Raw genomic sequence first — 12728 nt, 5'->3', positions numbered from 1 at the left:
CCTTCTTCATCGGTACAGACTTCGTGAGCAGGGTGTATTATCGAAACGTAACCGAGATTGGAAGGACACGATGACCCGCCACGACCTGTCCGTGAAGTCCCTGCGCTCGAGCCTGGCCTCCCGCCGCGCGGCTCGCGTCAAGCGTCAGAGCCTGGAACGGCAGTTGGCCAGCTACACCACCGAGAGTGACCGTCTGGAGCTGGACGCCATCCTCTCCCGCCACTCGGCGGAGGAGACCGGCGAGCTCCGTTCGATCATCAACCGCCAGGCGATGGACCGCCTCCTGCGTTCCGCCTGACGAACACCATCCAGGCCACCCCGGCAACGCCGCCGAGGGTGGCCTTCGCGTTTCAGCCCCGAGGTGGTGACGGCAGCCGGGTGACGCCGAGCTGGAACGCGAGCCCGAGGAGGTCCTCCACGAAGGTCGCCTCGGCGATCCTGCCGTCCGCCACCCGGAAGATCGCGATCCCCGGCACGCCGCTGATCTGCCGGCCCGTGGCGGGCGCGCCCAGGAACGGCCCCGTGTGCGTGGCGTTCAACGTGAAGCTGATGACGACGTCGTCGTCCACGGCGACGACCTGCCGGACGTCCAGGCGCATCCCGGCGAAGGCGCCCGCGGCCGCGGTGGCCTCCAGGTAGGCGCGGTAGGCGTCGATCCCCTGGTACTCACCGAGGGTGCCGCCACGCCAGATCATGTCCTCGGCCCAGTACCGGTCGATCGCGCCGAGGTCACCGCCGTTGAAGACGACGTCGATGTAGCCGCGGACGACGTCGATGTTCTCCTGAGTGCTCATCTTCTGGTCCTCACCCGGATGCAGGCGGCCGTCAGAGCTGCACGAAGCGGACGCCGCCGTCGACCGGGACGACGGTGCCGGTCATCGAGCTGTTGGTCGCCAGCAGGACGACCGCCTCGCCGACCTCGTCCGCGGTCGAGACGTGGCCCACCGGCAGCGCCGCCTCCGCGGCGGAGAAGTAGGCGTCCCGGGTCTCGGCGGGCAGCGCGTTCCACCAGGGGGTGTCGACGAGACCCGGCGAGACGGCGTTGACCCGGCGCGGGGCCAGCTCGATCGACAGCGGGCGCACGAGTGCCTCGACGGCGGCGTTGATCGCCCCGATGCCCGCCGTGCCCGGCATCGCGGTGTGCGCGCTGATCGCACCGACCAGGGTGATCGAGGCGTCCGGGGAGAGGTGCGGCAGCGCCGCCTGCATGACGGTCAGCATCCCGAGGACCTTCTCGTCGAACCCCTTCCGGAGCTCGGCCAGGTCGAGCTCGGCCAGCGGACCGTTGCCGGCCGAGCTGGAGATCGTGATGACGAGCGCGTCGATGGGCGCGACCCCCTCCGCCAGCGCGGCGACGGCCGCGTGGTCGGTGCCGTCCGCGACGTGCGCGGAGAGCTCGGGCGCCTCGACACGAACCGAGGCGACCCTCTCGGCGCTGCGGCCGGCGACGTGCACGGTCTCCCCACGGGCGGCGAGCTGACGCGCGGTCGCGAGACCGATTCCCGAGGTGCCCCCGAAAACGAGCGTGGTGCGAGAAGCCATGACGAGTCTCCAATCGAAACGAACCGGTTCGGTTCGATTTAGGCTACGACCGCGGCGGTCGTGAACGCAAATCGATACGGTCCGTTTCACAACTCGGCGTGCCGTCCCTACGATGGGGAGGTGCACCCGACACCCGCGGAACCCCGTCGGCCCGGCCGGCAACGCAGCCAGGAGAGCCGAGACGCCATCCTCCAGGCCGCGACCGAGCTCGCCGTCGAAGAGGGGTACGCGGCGGTCTCGATCGAGAAGATCGCGCAACGCGCGCACGCGGGCAAGAGGACGATCTACCGCTGGTGGCCCTCGAAGGGCGACGTGCTCATGGATGCCTTGGCGCGCAAGGCGGACCTGTACATCCCGGTGCCGGACGAGGGGAGCTGGGCCGCGGATCTGCGCAGGATGCTCGACGACAGCTTCGCACTGGCCAGGGTCCCGCAGATCGCCGAGCTCACCCGCGCGCTGATGATCGAGGCGCAGATCGACCCGGCCTTCCGGGAGCGGTTCCGCTCGGACTTCCTCGAACGACGGCGCGCCGCGCTCGGCACCCTGGTCCAGCGGGCGGGCCTGCGCGGCGACCTGCCGGCCCACGTCACGGAAGAACTCGCGGCCGACGTCGTCTTCGGCGTCCTCTGGTATCGCCTCCTCGCGGTCCCCGGTCCCTTCGACGACGCCCTCGCCGCCCAGCTCGTGACCCTCCTGACGGCGGACGCCGCCGGCTAGAACAACCGCTTGAGCGTCAGCACGTTGTCCTTGCGCGCCTCTTCCTGCCCGTCCGGCCCCACGAGCGGCCGTTCCACCACCTCGTCCGTGATGATGATCCAGTTGTCCGCGAGCTTCAGGTGGTCGAGGACGTCCTTGGTCGTCGGGAAGTAGTAGTCCCGGTGCTCCGACCACGACGGCGCCCCGGCGTGGCCACCGATGACCAGGTACCCGCCCGGCGCCACCGCGTCCGCCGCGCGCTTGAGGATGCTGTTGCGCTCCCCGTCCTCCTCGACCGGCGAGTGCAGGAACTGCGCGCTGACGAGGTCGTACAACCCCTCGGGGAACGTGGCCTTGAGGTCGTGCTGCTCCACCGAGATCTCCACGCCGGCGTCGTAGGCGTGCTTGAGCGCCCGGTCGAGCGCCACCTGCGACACGTCCACGCCGAGCACGCGCCAGCCCCGCTTCGCGAGCCACACGGCGTCACCGCCCTCGGCGCACCCGACGTCGAGCGCGCTGCCGGGCGTGAGCCGTTCGGCCTCGCGCACCAGCAACGGGTTCGGCTTGCCGGACCAGACCTGGTCCCGCTCCGAGTAGAAGGTCTCCCAGAACTCCTGTGCGGTCGTCATGGTCCCAAGATGCGCCCGGCCGTGCCGGATCGGCAAACTACGTTGCCGAACTGGCAACGCCAGGGCCGGGCAGCAGGTCGACGTCCCCGGCGTGCATCGGCTCGCCGCACCGGTCGCACCGCAGGTCGACGTCGGCGATCTCCCCGCACGCGTGGTGCCGGTAGAGCACCGGCGGCCCCGCCTCCCCGGCGAGCCACCGGTCGCCCCAGCCCTTCATGACCATGAGCAGGTCGACCAGCTCCGCGCCCTTCTGCGTGAGCACGTACTCGTAGCGCGGTCGCTGGTCGTACGGCCGCCGTTCCAGAACCCCTTGTGCCACAAGGTGGTGGAGCCGCTCCGTCAGCACCTTGCGCGAGATCCCGAGGTCGGCCTGCAGCTGCTCGAACCGGTTCAACCCGGCCCACACGTCCCGCAGGACCAACGGCGACCACGGCTCACCGATCACGTCGAGCGTGCGGGCGATCGAACACGCCATCCCGCTGAAGCTGGTCCGCTGCATGCCCCCCATCCTAGCAACTCGGGGTTCCCTGAAGGAACTCTAACCTGCTACGGTTCCCAGCGTCTCTTCAGGGAACTCAGGAGGAACGGCATGAGCAAGGTCATCAGCGCTCTCTCGGTCTCGGTGGACGGCTACATCACCGGCCGCGACCCCCGTCCCGGCCACGGCCTCGGTGACGGCGGCGTCCTGTTCGACTGGTACTTCACCGGCACCGTGCCCAGCAGCCAGTTCGACGGCTTCAAGCTGAGCGAGGCCAGCGCGGAGGTGTTCGACTTCCACGCCGGACGCGTCGGTGCCGTCGTCGCGGGCCGCACCACCTACGAGGACTCCGAACGCTTCGGCGGCGGCAGCCCGCACCCGAACGCGAAGCTGGTCCTGCTCACCCACCGTCCGGCCGAGGTCTCCGAACGCCAGACGCTCGCCGGCACGATCGAGGACGCCATCGCGAAGGCGCGCGAGCTGGCCGACGGCAAGGACGTGGGCCTGATGGGCGGTGGCGTCGTGAACGCGGCGCTGCGCGCAGGTCTGGTCGACGAGCTGGTGCTGCACCAGGTCCCGGTGCTGCTGGGCCACGGGCGCCCGTTCTTCCAGGAACTGCCGGAGCACATCACCCTGACGCTGATCGACGCCGTTCCCGCTCCCGGCGTGACGCACCTCCGTTACGGTGTCGAGCGATGAACCCCGAACTCCGCGCGGTGCTCGACGGGAACTCGATCGCCCACCTCGCCACCGTCCTGCCCGACGGCGCACCGCACTCGGTGCCGGTGTGGATCGGCACGCACGGCGACCACGTCGTCGTCATCACCGGCCCGACGTCGCAGAAGGCCCGCAACCTGCGCCGCGACCCGCGCGTGGCGATCTCGCTGACGCACCCCGACAACCCGTTCAAGTCGGTCACCTTCCGCGGCCGCGTGGTCGAGTGGCTGGAGGGCGACGAGGCGTGGGAGATCGTCGACCGGGTCGCGGAGAAGTACATCGGCGGGCCCTACTCGCGCGAGAACGACCGGGTCGTCGCGCTCGTCGAGCCCGCCGCCTGACTCAGCCCAGCAGCGGGATGTCCAGCCGCCCGTAGTGGAACTCGCGCACCGCGACGACGAGCTCGTCCACCGTGAGCGCGCCGTCACCGTCGAGGTCGATGCGGTCGAACGCGGCGTCGGAGTCGGCGTCGCTCAGCCCCACCGCCGACCCGAGCCACCGGCGCAGCTCCACCCGGCTCACCAGGCCGTCGCGGTCGGTGTCGCACAGGTCCGCGATCGCGGCGATGGCGGGCCGCAGCAGCTCGTCGAAGCCCTGGTCGCCACGGCCGAACATCAGCTCCTGGTTCGCCGCGAGGTACTGGTGCTCGTTCATCGCACCGGCGGGCCCCACGCCCGCCGCCTCCGCCTGCCGCCGGTGCAGCTCCACCAGCGCTTCCATGACGGCACGGCCGCGGCCGCTGTTCAAGGTCTCACCGAACGCGGCGACGATCCTGCGGGCCTCGGCCTCGTAGTCACCGCGGTCGATGACCCCGTCGCCGTTGGTGTCCCACTTCCGGAAGCGTTGGACGTCGTTCTCGTGGCTCATAACGGAAGTCATGAACCTCGACGCTAGGCAACGTCCCCGGAAGCCGACAGTCGCACGAACTGATGAACCTGCGACGTCCGCTCAGAACAGGGTCGCGGGCTCGACCGGGTCGGGCTCGGGCAGTGCGTCGAGGCCGGGCACCAGCGCGCGCACCTCGTCGTGGAACCGGCGGGCGAGCGCCGGCGCGTCGTGGTTGTCCGGGGTATGCAGGAACACCGTCGGCGACCTGCCCTCCCGCAGCCACTCGGCGACCACTCCGGTCCACGGCCGCCACCCCTCGACCGTCTCCTCGACCGAGTCCCTGCCCAGGTAGCGGACGACCGGCTGGTCGGTGAGCGCCCGCGTGCGCCGCGGCAGCCGGGGTTTCCTGCCCCAGGCCTCCTGCTCGGCCTCACTGGTCGGCGGGCTCTGGAACAGGACCTCGGTGTCGAACGGCACCCACTCGGCGTCCACGCCGGCGAGCGCCCCCTCCAGCAGCGACGTCGCCCTGCCGTCGGTGAAGAACTGCGGGTGCCGCACCTCCACGGCCCGCCGCAGGCCCGCGGGCAGCCTGCGCAGGAAGCGGCTCAGCGCGTCGACCTCCGCCGGACCGAACGAGCCGGGCAGCTGCGCCCACAGGACCGCGCGGTCGCCGAGAGGTTCGACCGCGTCCAGGAACGCCCGCATCTCGACCTCGACACCGGCCAGGCGCCGCTCGTGCGTGACGGTCTTGGGCAGCTTCACCACGAACCGGAAGCCGGGATCGGTCTGCGCCGCCCAGGTCGTGACGGTCTTGCGGGCGGGCGTCGCGTAGAACGTGGTGTTGCCCTCGACGGCGTTGCACCAGCCCGCGTAGGCACGCAGCCGCTCCCCGGCGGGAAGCGACTGCGGCAGGTACCGCCCCAGCCACGCCTTGTGGTTCCACATCGCGCAGCCGACATGAAGACGTGCCACGGCGCCTACTTCTTGCCCTTCGGCTCCTCAGTGGACAGTGCGGCGACGAAGGCCTCCTGCGGCACCTCCACGCGCCCCACCATCTTCATGCGCTTCTTGCCTTCCTTCTGCTTCTCGAGCAGCTTGCGCTTGCGGGTGATGTCACCGCCGTAGCACTTCGCCAGCACGTCCTTGCGGATCGCGCGGATCGTCTCGCGGGCGATGACCCGTGACCCGATCGCGGCCTGGATCGGCACCTCGAACTGCTGCCGCGGGATCAGCTCGCGCAGCTTCGTGGCCATGCGCGTGCCGTAGCCGTACGCGTGGTCCTTGTGCACGATCGCCGAGAACGCGTCCACGGCCTCGCCCTGCAGCAGGATGTCGACCTTCACGAGGTCCGCCTCCGCCTCGCCGGCCTCTTCGTAGTCGAGCGACGCGTAGCCCCGCGTGCGGGACTTCAGCGAGTCGAAGAAGTCGAAGATGATCTCGCCGAGCGGCATCGTGTAGCGCAGCTCGACGCGGTCCTCGGACAGGTAGTCCATGCCGCCGAGCTGGCCGCGCTTGGCCTGGCAGAGCTCCATGATCGCGCCGATGTAGTCGGACGGCGCGATGATCGTGCACTTGGTGACGGGCTCGTACACCTCGGCGCGCTTGCCCTCCGGCCAGTCGGACGGGTTCGTCACGACGTGCTCGGCGCCGTCCTCCATGATCACGCGGTAGACGACGTTCGGGGCCGTGGAGATCAGGTCGAGGCCGTACTCGCGCTCCAGGCGGTCGCGGGTGATCTCGAGGTGCAGCAGGCCGAGGAAGCCGCAGCGGAAGCCGAAGCCGAGCGCCGCGGAGGTCTCCGGCTCGAACGTCAGCGCGGCGTCGTTGAGCTGCAGCTTCTCCAGCGCCTCGCGGAGCTCGGGGTAGTCGGAGCCGTCGACCGGGTACAGGCCCGAGTAGACCATCGGGCGCGGCTCGCGGTAGCCGGCGAGCGGCTCGGTGGCGCCCTTGCGCTCGGACGTGACGGTGTCGCCGACCTTGGACTGGCGGACGTCCTTCACACCGGTGATCAGGTAGCCCACCTCGCCGACGCCGAGGCCGCGGGACGGCTTGGGCTCCGGCGAGACGATGCCGACCTCGAGGATCTCGTGGGTGGCGCCCGTCGACATCATCTTGATGCGCTCGCGCGGCGTGATCTTGCCGTCGACGACGCGGATGTAGGTGACGACGCCGCGGTAGGTGTCGTAGACCGAGTCGAAGATCATCGCGCGGGCCGGGGCGTCCGCCTCGCCGACCGGGGCCGGGACCTGCTTCACGACCTCGTCGAGCAGCGCCTCGACGCCGAGACCGGTCTTCGCGGAGACCCGCAGCACGTCGTCGGGTTCGCAGCCGACGATGTGCGCGATCTCCTTCGCGTACTTGTCGGGGTCCGCGGCTGGCAGGTCGATCTTGTTCAGCACCGGGATGATGGTGAGGTCGTTCTCCATCGCCAGGTACAGGTTCGCGAGCGTCTGCGCCTCGATGCCCTGCGCGGCGTCGACCAGCAGCACGGCGCCCTCGCAGGCCTCCAGCGCGCGGGACACCTCGTAGGTGAAGTCGACGTGGCCCGGCGTGTCGATCATGTGCAGGACGTGGTCCTGGCCGTTGACCTGCCACGGCAGGCGCACGTTCTGCGCCTTGATGGTGATGCCGCGCTCGCGCTCGATGTCCATGCGGTCGAGGTACTGAGCGCGCATCGCCCGCGCTTCGACCACGCCGGTGAGCTGCAGCATGCGGTCGGCCAGCGTCGACTTGCCGTGGTCGATGTGCGCGATGATGCAGAAGTTCCGGATGAGCTCCGGAGGCGTGAAGGTCGTGTCGGCGAACGTGGTCAAGGCAGTCCTCAACAGGAAATCGGACGGGTGTCCCCTTATGGTCCCATAGTGGCTGTGGTGCTCTGCACCACTAGGGTGCGTTCGTGCAGATGAACGGTGAGGACCCCCGTCCCGAGAAGGGCGCGGTCCGTGAGATCTACGACGCCGCCGGTGCCGCGAAGCTCGCGTACGAGCCCTCGGCGGACGGCGATGCCGACCCCGGCGAGGTCGTCTGGGCCTGGGTTCCCTTCGAGGAGGACCCGAGCCGAGGCAAGGACCGCCCGCTGCTGGTCGTGGGCCACGCGAACGGCGACCTGATCGCGTTGATGCTGTCGTCGAAGGAACCGCGCGACGACTACATCGAGCTGGGCTCCGGTGCCTGGGACCGCGAGGGCAGGGACTCCTACCTGCGGCTCGACCGGGTGTTCGCGCTCGACTCGGACGACGACATCCGCCGCGAGGGCGCCGTGCTGGCTCCCGGCGCGTTCGGCGAGGTCGTGGACGCCCTGCGCGAACGCCACGGCTGGCGCTGAGCCTGGTCCCGGCAGTCCTGGGACAAGCAGTCGACTGGTCGGTCCCGGGGGTCGCGACGACCCTGGGACCCATGACCACGACACTGATCACCGGGGCCAACAAGGGCCTCGGGTACGAGACCGCCCGCCGTCTCATCGCCGCCGGCCACACCGTCTACCTGGGCAGCAGGGACGCCGGCCGCGGCCGCCTGGCCGCGGAGGAGCTGGGCGCGCGCCTGGTCGTGCTCGACGTCACCGACGACGGGTCGGTGGCCGCCGCGGCGAAGACGATCGAGGCCGACGGCGGTCTCGACGTGCTCGTCAACAACGCCGGCGTCGAAGGCCGCACGGAGGACGGCCGCGTCGTCACCGCCGCGGACACCACCGGCGACCACATGCGCACGACGTTCGAGACGAACGTGGTCGGCCTGGTGCGCGTGACCCACGCGTTCCTGCCGCTGCTGGCCCGCTCCGCCGCGCCCGTCATCGTGAACGTCAGCAGCGGGCTGGCCTCGGTCACCTCCGCCAGCACGCCGGGCTCGCCGACCCACTTCTACCCCGGCGTGGCCTACCCGGCGTCGAAGGCGGCGGTGAACATGGTGACCGTCCAGTACGCCAAGGCGTTCCCGGACATCCGGATCAACGCCGTCGAACCCGGCTACACGAAGACGGACCTGAACGCGAACACCGGCACCCAGACCGTCGAGGAAGGCGCCGAGATCATCGTCCGCATGGCGCGGATCGGTCCCGACGGCCCGACCGGCGGGTTCGTCTCCGCTCACGGCACCCTGCCTTGGTGATACTGCCGTGGTGACGCTCAGGCGAGCCGCGTGATGTCGACGGTGACCTCCAGCGCCGTCGCACCGCCGCCGGAGTAGATGCCCTTCAGGGGAGCCACGTCCGCGTAGTCGCGGCCCAGCGCCACCCACACGTGCCGGGGGCCGACCGGGATCGCGTTGGTGGGGTCGTACCCCCACCAGCCCCCGGTCCAGGCCTCGATCCAGGCGTGCGACTCACCGCGGACGGTCTCCCGCAGCGAGCCGTCCTCCTTCGTGTGCAGGTAGCCGGAGACGTAGCGCGCCGGAATCCCCATGCCGCGCAGGAGCACGAGGCTGAGGTGCGCGAAGTCCTGGCAGACGCCCTTGCGTTCCTCCCACGCGTCGACGGCCGACGTGTGCACGCCCGTCGACCCCGGTTGGTACGTCAGCTGCTCGTACACCCAGTGCGAGGCGGCGAGCACGGCGTCCGACGGCGACTTGCCCTTCTTCAGCTCACGGGCCTTCGTCAACAGCTCGCGGTTGCCGGTCGTGTAGCGGGTCGGTTCGAGGAACTCCGTGTAGCGGTCGACGAGGTTGTCCTCGCGCATGTCCTGCCACGTGCCCGTGGTGACCGGTTCGATCTCCGCGCTCGTCTCCACCACGGACGACGCGACGACCTTCAGTTCCGTGTGAGGCGCGTGGAGATCGAACGACGTGACCTCGGTGCCCCAGTAATCGGTGTAGCGGAACGCACGAGTCGCAGGGCTCGTCTCGACGCGTGAGACCACCACGTTCTGACGGCGGTCACCACGCGGAGTGAGCCGCGCTTCGTTGTACGACTGCACGACCGGCGCCTCGTACGCGTAACCGGTCGTGTGCACCACACGGACACGCCAGCTCATGGTCAGCCCACCTCGGTGTTCGTCCAGGCGACCCACGGCGCCACGTGGAAGTACTGCAACGACACGGCTTCGCCGACGTCCCGCACCGTCTTCTGCAGTGCGGCGAGCCGTTTCGGCAGGTCGTCGATCAGGTCGTGCGGCCGCAGGAACTCGAGCTCGCTGCGCGCCTTGCCGAGCAGCCGCAACGCCTCGGCCCGCGCCCCCACCCGGACCGTCGGCTGGTTCTCCAGCTGTTCCAGGCACGACTCGGCCTGGCGCAGCGCGTGGAACACCGACCGCGGGAACAGCCTGTCCAGCAACAGGAACTGCACCACCCGCGACGCGTCCAGCGCCCCGCGATAGGTCCGCAGGTACGTGTCGTGCGCGCCGGCCGACCGCAGAACCGTGACCCAGCCAGGAGAAGACGCCTTGTCGCCCACCCGTGCGAGCAGCAGCCGCACGATCATGTCGACGCGCTCGACCGACCGACCCAGCACGAGGTAGCGCCAGCCGTCGTCGCGCGACATGGTGGAGTCGGCCAGACCCGCGAACATCGCCGCACGTTCCTCGACGAAGCTGAAGAACGCGTGCGGTCCCATCGTGCGCGCGTAGGTCTGCCGTTCCGCAACGGCATTCCACATCGCGTTGAGGCACTCCCACATCTCGGTCGACACGACCTCACGCGCACCACGGGTGTTCTCTCGCGCGCTGTTGACCGACGAGACGATCGAGCTGGGGTTGTCCTTGTTGTACGCCACCAGTTCCGTCAGCGACCACACGTCGAACTGGTCCGCGCCCGCCGGCGGTTTGATGCCCAGGACGGTGAGCAGCTGCCGTGACGTGGCGTCCGGGTCGACGGTCGCGTCCTCCAGCAGCTGGTGGACCGAGACGTCGAGGATGCGCGCCGTGTCGTCCGCCCGTTCGACGTACCGGCCGATCCAGTACAGCGACTCCGCGTTGCGTGCCAGCATTACGCGCGCCTCCCTACTGCTGCTGTTGTTGCTGTTGCTGGGAAGTCGTCAGCTCCGGCCCCTGCTCGGCGGCCGCGGCCTCCATGTCGGACGGCCCGGCGAGCCCCGGCTCGGCGAGCTCCCGCTCCTGGGTCGACGACTTGGCCGCGAGCACCCACGTGTCCTTCGACCCGCCGCCCTGCGACGAGTTGACCACCAGGCTGCCCTCCGGCAGCGCGACGCGGGTGAGCCCGCCCGGCAGCACGAAGATGAAGTTGCCGTCGTTGACCGCGAACGGCCGCAGGTCGACGTGCCGGGGCGCGAGCTTGTCACCCACCTTGGTCGGCACCGTGCTCAGCTGCACCACGGGCTGGGCGATCCACCCGCGCGGGTTGCTCCTGATCCGCTTCCGCAGCGAGTTGAGCTGCTTGACCGTGGCGTCGGGCCCGAACACGATGCCGTAGCCGCCGGACCCCTCGACGGGCTTGACCACGAGCTCGTCGAGCCGGTCGAGCACGTGCGCGCGCTCGTCGTCCAGCCAGCACCGGAACGTGTCGACGTTGGGCAGCAACATCTTCTCGCCGAGGTAGTACTGCACGATCTCCGGCAGGTAGGTGTAGACAAGCTTGTCGTCCGCCACGCCGTTGCCGACCGCGTTGGCGACGACGACGTTGCCGGCCCGTGCGGCGTTCAGCAGGCCCGCGATACCGAGCACCGAGTCCGGCCGGAAGTGCACAGGATCCAGGAAGTCGTCGTCGATGCGCCGATAGATGACGTCGACCTGACGCTCCCCCTCAGTCGTGCGGAGGTACACGAAGTTGTCACGGCAGAACAGGTCACGTCCCTCGACCAGCTCCACGCCCATCTGCCTCGCCAGCAGGGAGTGCTCGAAGTAGGCGGAGTTCGCGAGCCCGGGGGTGAGCACCACCACGTTCGGATCCGCCGCGTTGGGCGCCGCCGCGTTCCGCAGAGCCCTGAGCAGGTGGACCGCGTAGTCGCCCACTGCGCGCACGCGATGCCGTGCGAACAAGTCGGGGAACACCCGCGCCATCGTCCGGCGGTTCTCCATGACGTAGGACACGCCGGACGGGCACCGCAGATTGTCCTCGAGCACCCGGAACGTCCCCTGCTCGTCGCGCACGAGGTCGACGCCGGAAACGTGGAGACGCACCCCGTTGGGCGGGCTGATGCCGGCCGCCTCCCGGTGGAAGTGCTCGCAGCTCGTGATGAGCCGCCGCGGCAGCACCCCGTCCCGCACGATCTGCGCGTCGCCGTAGATGTCCGCGAGGAACAGCTCCAACGCCCGCACGCGCTGCACGATGCCCTTCTCGAGCTTCGACCACTCGCTCGCGGTGATGATCCGCGGGATGAGGTCGAGCGGGAACGGCCGCTCCTGGCCGCTCAGCGAGAAGGTGATGCCCTGGTCGACGAACGCCCTGCCCAGTGCCTCGCTACGTGCGTTCAGGTCGTTGACCTGCGACGGAGCCACCGACTCGTACAACGCGCGGTACGCGCTGCGCACCCCGTCGTCGGTGGAGAACATCTCGTCGTAGGCGTCGGCGTGCGGCCGTGCGGGGTTGAGATAGCCGTTGAACAGCTCACCGAGCCTCGGCGCGGTGACCGTGCGGCTGCGGCGCAGTCCTGAGGTGCGGGCTCGGTGGTCCATGGTCCACATCTTCACCCTTGTTACGCCGATCGCGCACTAGTCCGACCGGACAAGAAACTTCCTGGAAACGAACGGTGCGCCCGCCCTCCGCGAGCTCGGTGGACCGTTGGCCCCCAAACCTCACGTCCCGCGCGTCGCGCGTGGTGTCGGGCCGACCTCCAGACGGGTCCGAACACGAAAAAAGCCCTGCGGGGAGCGCTTGTGGCGCTCAACCCGCAGGGCAAATTAAGTTCGGCGGCGACCTACTCTCCCACACCGTAACCAGTGCAGTACCATCGG

The 12728-nt window shown here is 69.7% G+C and carries 16 protein-coding genes; 6 read left to right on the top strand and 10 right to left on the bottom strand.

Features of this window, described 5'->3' with window-relative positions; genetic code table 11:
- Nucleotides 1–70: 70 nt before the first annotated feature.
- On the top strand, nt 71–298 hold the full coding sequence (locus tag ACFWV3_RS43570; protein WP_382419852.1) for a hypothetical protein: 228 nt from the start codon (nt 71–73) through the stop codon (nt 296–298).
- Between the two features lie 52 nt (nt 299–350).
- Here the strand turns inward: ACFWV3_RS43570 and ACFWV3_RS43565 are convergent, their stop codons facing one another.
- A complete protein-coding gene (locus ACFWV3_RS43565) occupies nt 351–794 on the bottom strand; it encodes an ester cyclase (RefSeq protein ID WP_382419851.1) in 444 nt (147 codons plus the stop codon).
- Between the two features lie 31 nt (nt 795–825).
- Nucleotides 826–1542, bottom strand: coding sequence for an SDR family oxidoreductase (locus ACFWV3_RS43560; protein WP_382419850.1), 717 nt, complete (start codon nt 1540–1542; stop codon nt 826–828).
- A gap of 120 nt (nt 1543–1662) precedes the next feature.
- Between ACFWV3_RS43560 and ACFWV3_RS43555 the strand changes: the two genes are divergently transcribed.
- Nucleotides 1663–2259, top strand: a complete 597-nt coding sequence (locus tag ACFWV3_RS43555; protein WP_382419849.1) for a TetR/AcrR family transcriptional regulator — start codon at nt 1663–1665, stop codon at nt 2257–2259.
- Here the strand turns inward: ACFWV3_RS43555 and ACFWV3_RS43550 are convergent.
- Both ACFWV3_RS43550 and ACFWV3_RS43545 read right to left on the bottom strand, forming a co-directional pair.
- Nucleotides 2256–2867, bottom strand: a complete 612-nt coding sequence (locus ACFWV3_RS43550) for a class I SAM-dependent methyltransferase (RefSeq protein WP_382419848.1) — start codon at nt 2865–2867, stop codon at nt 2256–2258. The two genes, ACFWV3_RS43555 and ACFWV3_RS43550, sit on opposite strands and share 4 nt — an antisense overlap.
- Nucleotides 2868–2904: 37 nt before the next feature.
- Entirely contained in the window at nt 2905–3366 is a 462-nt protein-coding gene (locus ACFWV3_RS43545; protein WP_382419847.1) for a winged helix-turn-helix transcriptional regulator, read from the bottom strand.
- A 90-nt stretch (nt 3367–3456) separates the two neighbouring features.
- Between ACFWV3_RS43545 and ACFWV3_RS43540 the strand changes: the two genes are divergently transcribed.
- Together ACFWV3_RS43540 and ACFWV3_RS43535 are read left to right on the top strand one after the other, a co-directional pair.
- On the top strand, nt 3457–4044 hold the full coding sequence (locus tag ACFWV3_RS43540; protein WP_382419846.1) for a dihydrofolate reductase family protein: 588 nt from the start codon (nt 3457–3459) through the stop codon (nt 4042–4044).
- A complete protein-coding gene (locus ACFWV3_RS43535) occupies nt 4041–4403 on the top strand; it encodes a PPOX class F420-dependent oxidoreductase (RefSeq protein ID WP_382419845.1) in 363 nt (120 codons plus the stop codon). The genes ACFWV3_RS43540 and ACFWV3_RS43535 overlap by 4 nt, the downstream gene beginning before the upstream one ends.
- A 1-nt stretch (nt 4404) precedes the next feature.
- Here ACFWV3_RS43535 and ACFWV3_RS43530 read toward each other — a convergent pair whose 3' ends face one another.
- The 3 genes from ACFWV3_RS43530 to lepA form a co-directional block, all read right to left on the bottom strand.
- On the bottom strand, nt 4405–4941 hold the full coding sequence (locus ACFWV3_RS43530; RefSeq protein ID WP_382419844.1) for an EF-hand domain-containing protein: 537 nt from the start codon (nt 4939–4941) through the stop codon (nt 4405–4407).
- Nucleotides 4942–5010: 69 nt separating this feature from the next.
- The gene (locus tag ACFWV3_RS43525; protein ID WP_382419904.1) at nt 5011–5835 is read right to left on the bottom strand and encodes a DUF72 domain-containing protein; all 825 of its coding nucleotides are present in this window, start codon (nt 5833–5835) and stop codon (nt 5011–5013) included.
- A 32-nt stretch (nt 5836–5867) separates the two neighbouring features.
- On the bottom strand, nt 5868–7703 hold the full coding sequence (lepA, locus tag ACFWV3_RS43520; protein WP_382419902.1) for a translation elongation factor 4: 1836 nt from the start codon (nt 7701–7703) through the stop codon (nt 5868–5870).
- An 89-nt stretch (nt 7704–7792) separates the two neighbouring features.
- On the opposite strand from lepA, the gene ACFWV3_RS43515 reads away from it, so the two are divergent.
- Together ACFWV3_RS43515 and ACFWV3_RS43510 are read left to right on the top strand one after the other, a co-directional pair.
- The gene (locus tag ACFWV3_RS43515) at nt 7793–8215 is read left to right on the top strand and encodes a type II toxin-antitoxin system PemK/MazF family toxin (RefSeq protein WP_382419900.1); all 423 of its coding nucleotides are present in this window, start codon (nt 7793–7795) and stop codon (nt 8213–8215) included.
- Nucleotides 8216–8286: 71 nt separating this feature from the next.
- The gene (locus tag ACFWV3_RS43510; RefSeq protein WP_382419843.1) at nt 8287–8994 is read left to right on the top strand and encodes an SDR family NAD(P)-dependent oxidoreductase; all 708 of its coding nucleotides are present in this window, start codon (nt 8287–8289) and stop codon (nt 8992–8994) included.
- A gap of 17 nt (nt 8995–9011) precedes the next feature.
- Here ACFWV3_RS43510 and ACFWV3_RS43505 read toward each other — a convergent pair whose 3' ends face one another.
- From ACFWV3_RS43505 to ACFWV3_RS43495, 3 genes are read right to left on the bottom strand one after another with little or no spacing between them, the layout of a single operon-like run.
- A complete protein-coding gene (locus ACFWV3_RS43505) occupies nt 9012–9854 on the bottom strand; it encodes a transglutaminase domain-containing protein (RefSeq protein ID WP_382419842.1) in 843 nt (280 codons plus the stop codon).
- A gap of 2 nt (nt 9855–9856) precedes the next feature.
- Nucleotides 9857–10804 carry an alpha-E domain-containing protein gene (locus tag ACFWV3_RS43500; RefSeq protein ID WP_382419841.1) on the bottom strand — a complete coding sequence of 316 codons (948 nt, stop codon included), beginning with the start codon at nt 10802–10804 and terminating at the stop codon, nt 9857–9859.
- A 13-nt stretch (nt 10805–10817) separates the two neighbouring features.
- Nucleotides 10818–12449, bottom strand: a complete 1632-nt coding sequence (locus tag ACFWV3_RS43495; RefSeq protein ID WP_382419840.1) for a circularly permuted type 2 ATP-grasp protein — start codon at nt 12447–12449, stop codon at nt 10818–10820.
- Nucleotides 12450–12728: the final 279 nt, after the last annotated feature.

This window comes from Lentzea sp. NPDC059081 (assembly GCF_042738015.1).
Lineage (GTDB): Bacteria > Actinomycetota > Actinomycetes > Mycobacteriales > Pseudonocardiaceae > Lentzea.
Note: the sequence above shows the minus strand (reverse complement) of the source record. Positions and strands in the feature narration are given on the sequence as shown.

Coding starts and splice junctions, on each gene's coding strand:
- ACFWV3_RS43545 (WP_382419847.1), bottom strand. CDS start 3,366: ATGCAGCGGACCAGCTTCAGCGGGATGGCGTGTTCGATCGCCCGCACG.
- ACFWV3_RS43505 (WP_382419842.1), bottom strand. CDS start 9,854: ATGAGCTGGCGTGTCCGTGTGGTGCACACGACCGGTTACGCGTACGAG.
- ACFWV3_RS43535 (WP_382419845.1), top strand. CDS start 4,041: ATGAACCCCGAACTCCGCGCGGTGCTCGACGGGAACTCGATCGCCCAC.
- ACFWV3_RS43515 (WP_382419900.1), top strand. CDS start 7,793: ATGAACGGTGAGGACCCCCGTCCCGAGAAGGGCGCGGTCCGTGAGATC.
- ACFWV3_RS43510 (WP_382419843.1), top strand. CDS start 8,287: ATGACCACGACACTGATCACCGGGGCCAACAAGGGCCTCGGGTACGAG.
- ACFWV3_RS43500 (WP_382419841.1), bottom strand. CDS start 10,804: ATGCTGGCACGCAACGCGGAGTCGCTGTACTGGATCGGCCGGTACGTC.
- ACFWV3_RS43530 (WP_382419844.1), bottom strand. CDS start 4,941: ATGACTTCCGTTATGAGCCACGAGAACGACGTCCAACGCTTCCGGAAG.
- ACFWV3_RS43550 (WP_382419848.1), bottom strand. CDS start 2,867: ATGACGACCGCACAGGAGTTCTGGGAGACCTTCTACTCGGAGCGGGAC.
- ACFWV3_RS43560 (WP_382419850.1), bottom strand. CDS start 1,542: ATGGCTTCTCGCACCACGCTCGTTTTCGGGGGCACCTCGGGAATCGGT.
- ACFWV3_RS43565 (WP_382419851.1), bottom strand. CDS start 794: ATGAGCACTCAGGAGAACATCGACGTCGTCCGCGGCTACATCGACGTC.
- ACFWV3_RS43495 (WP_382419840.1), bottom strand. CDS start 12,449: ATGGACCACCGAGCCCGCACCTCAGGACTGCGCCGCAGCCGCACGGTC.
- ACFWV3_RS43540 (WP_382419846.1), top strand. CDS start 3,457: ATGAGCAAGGTCATCAGCGCTCTCTCGGTCTCGGTGGACGGCTACATC.
- ACFWV3_RS43570 (WP_382419852.1), top strand. CDS start 71: ATGACCCGCCACGACCTGTCCGTGAAGTCCCTGCGCTCGAGCCTGGCC.
- ACFWV3_RS43525 (WP_382419904.1), bottom strand. CDS start 5,835: ATGTGGAACCACAAGGCGTGGCTGGGGCGGTACCTGCCGCAGTCGCTT.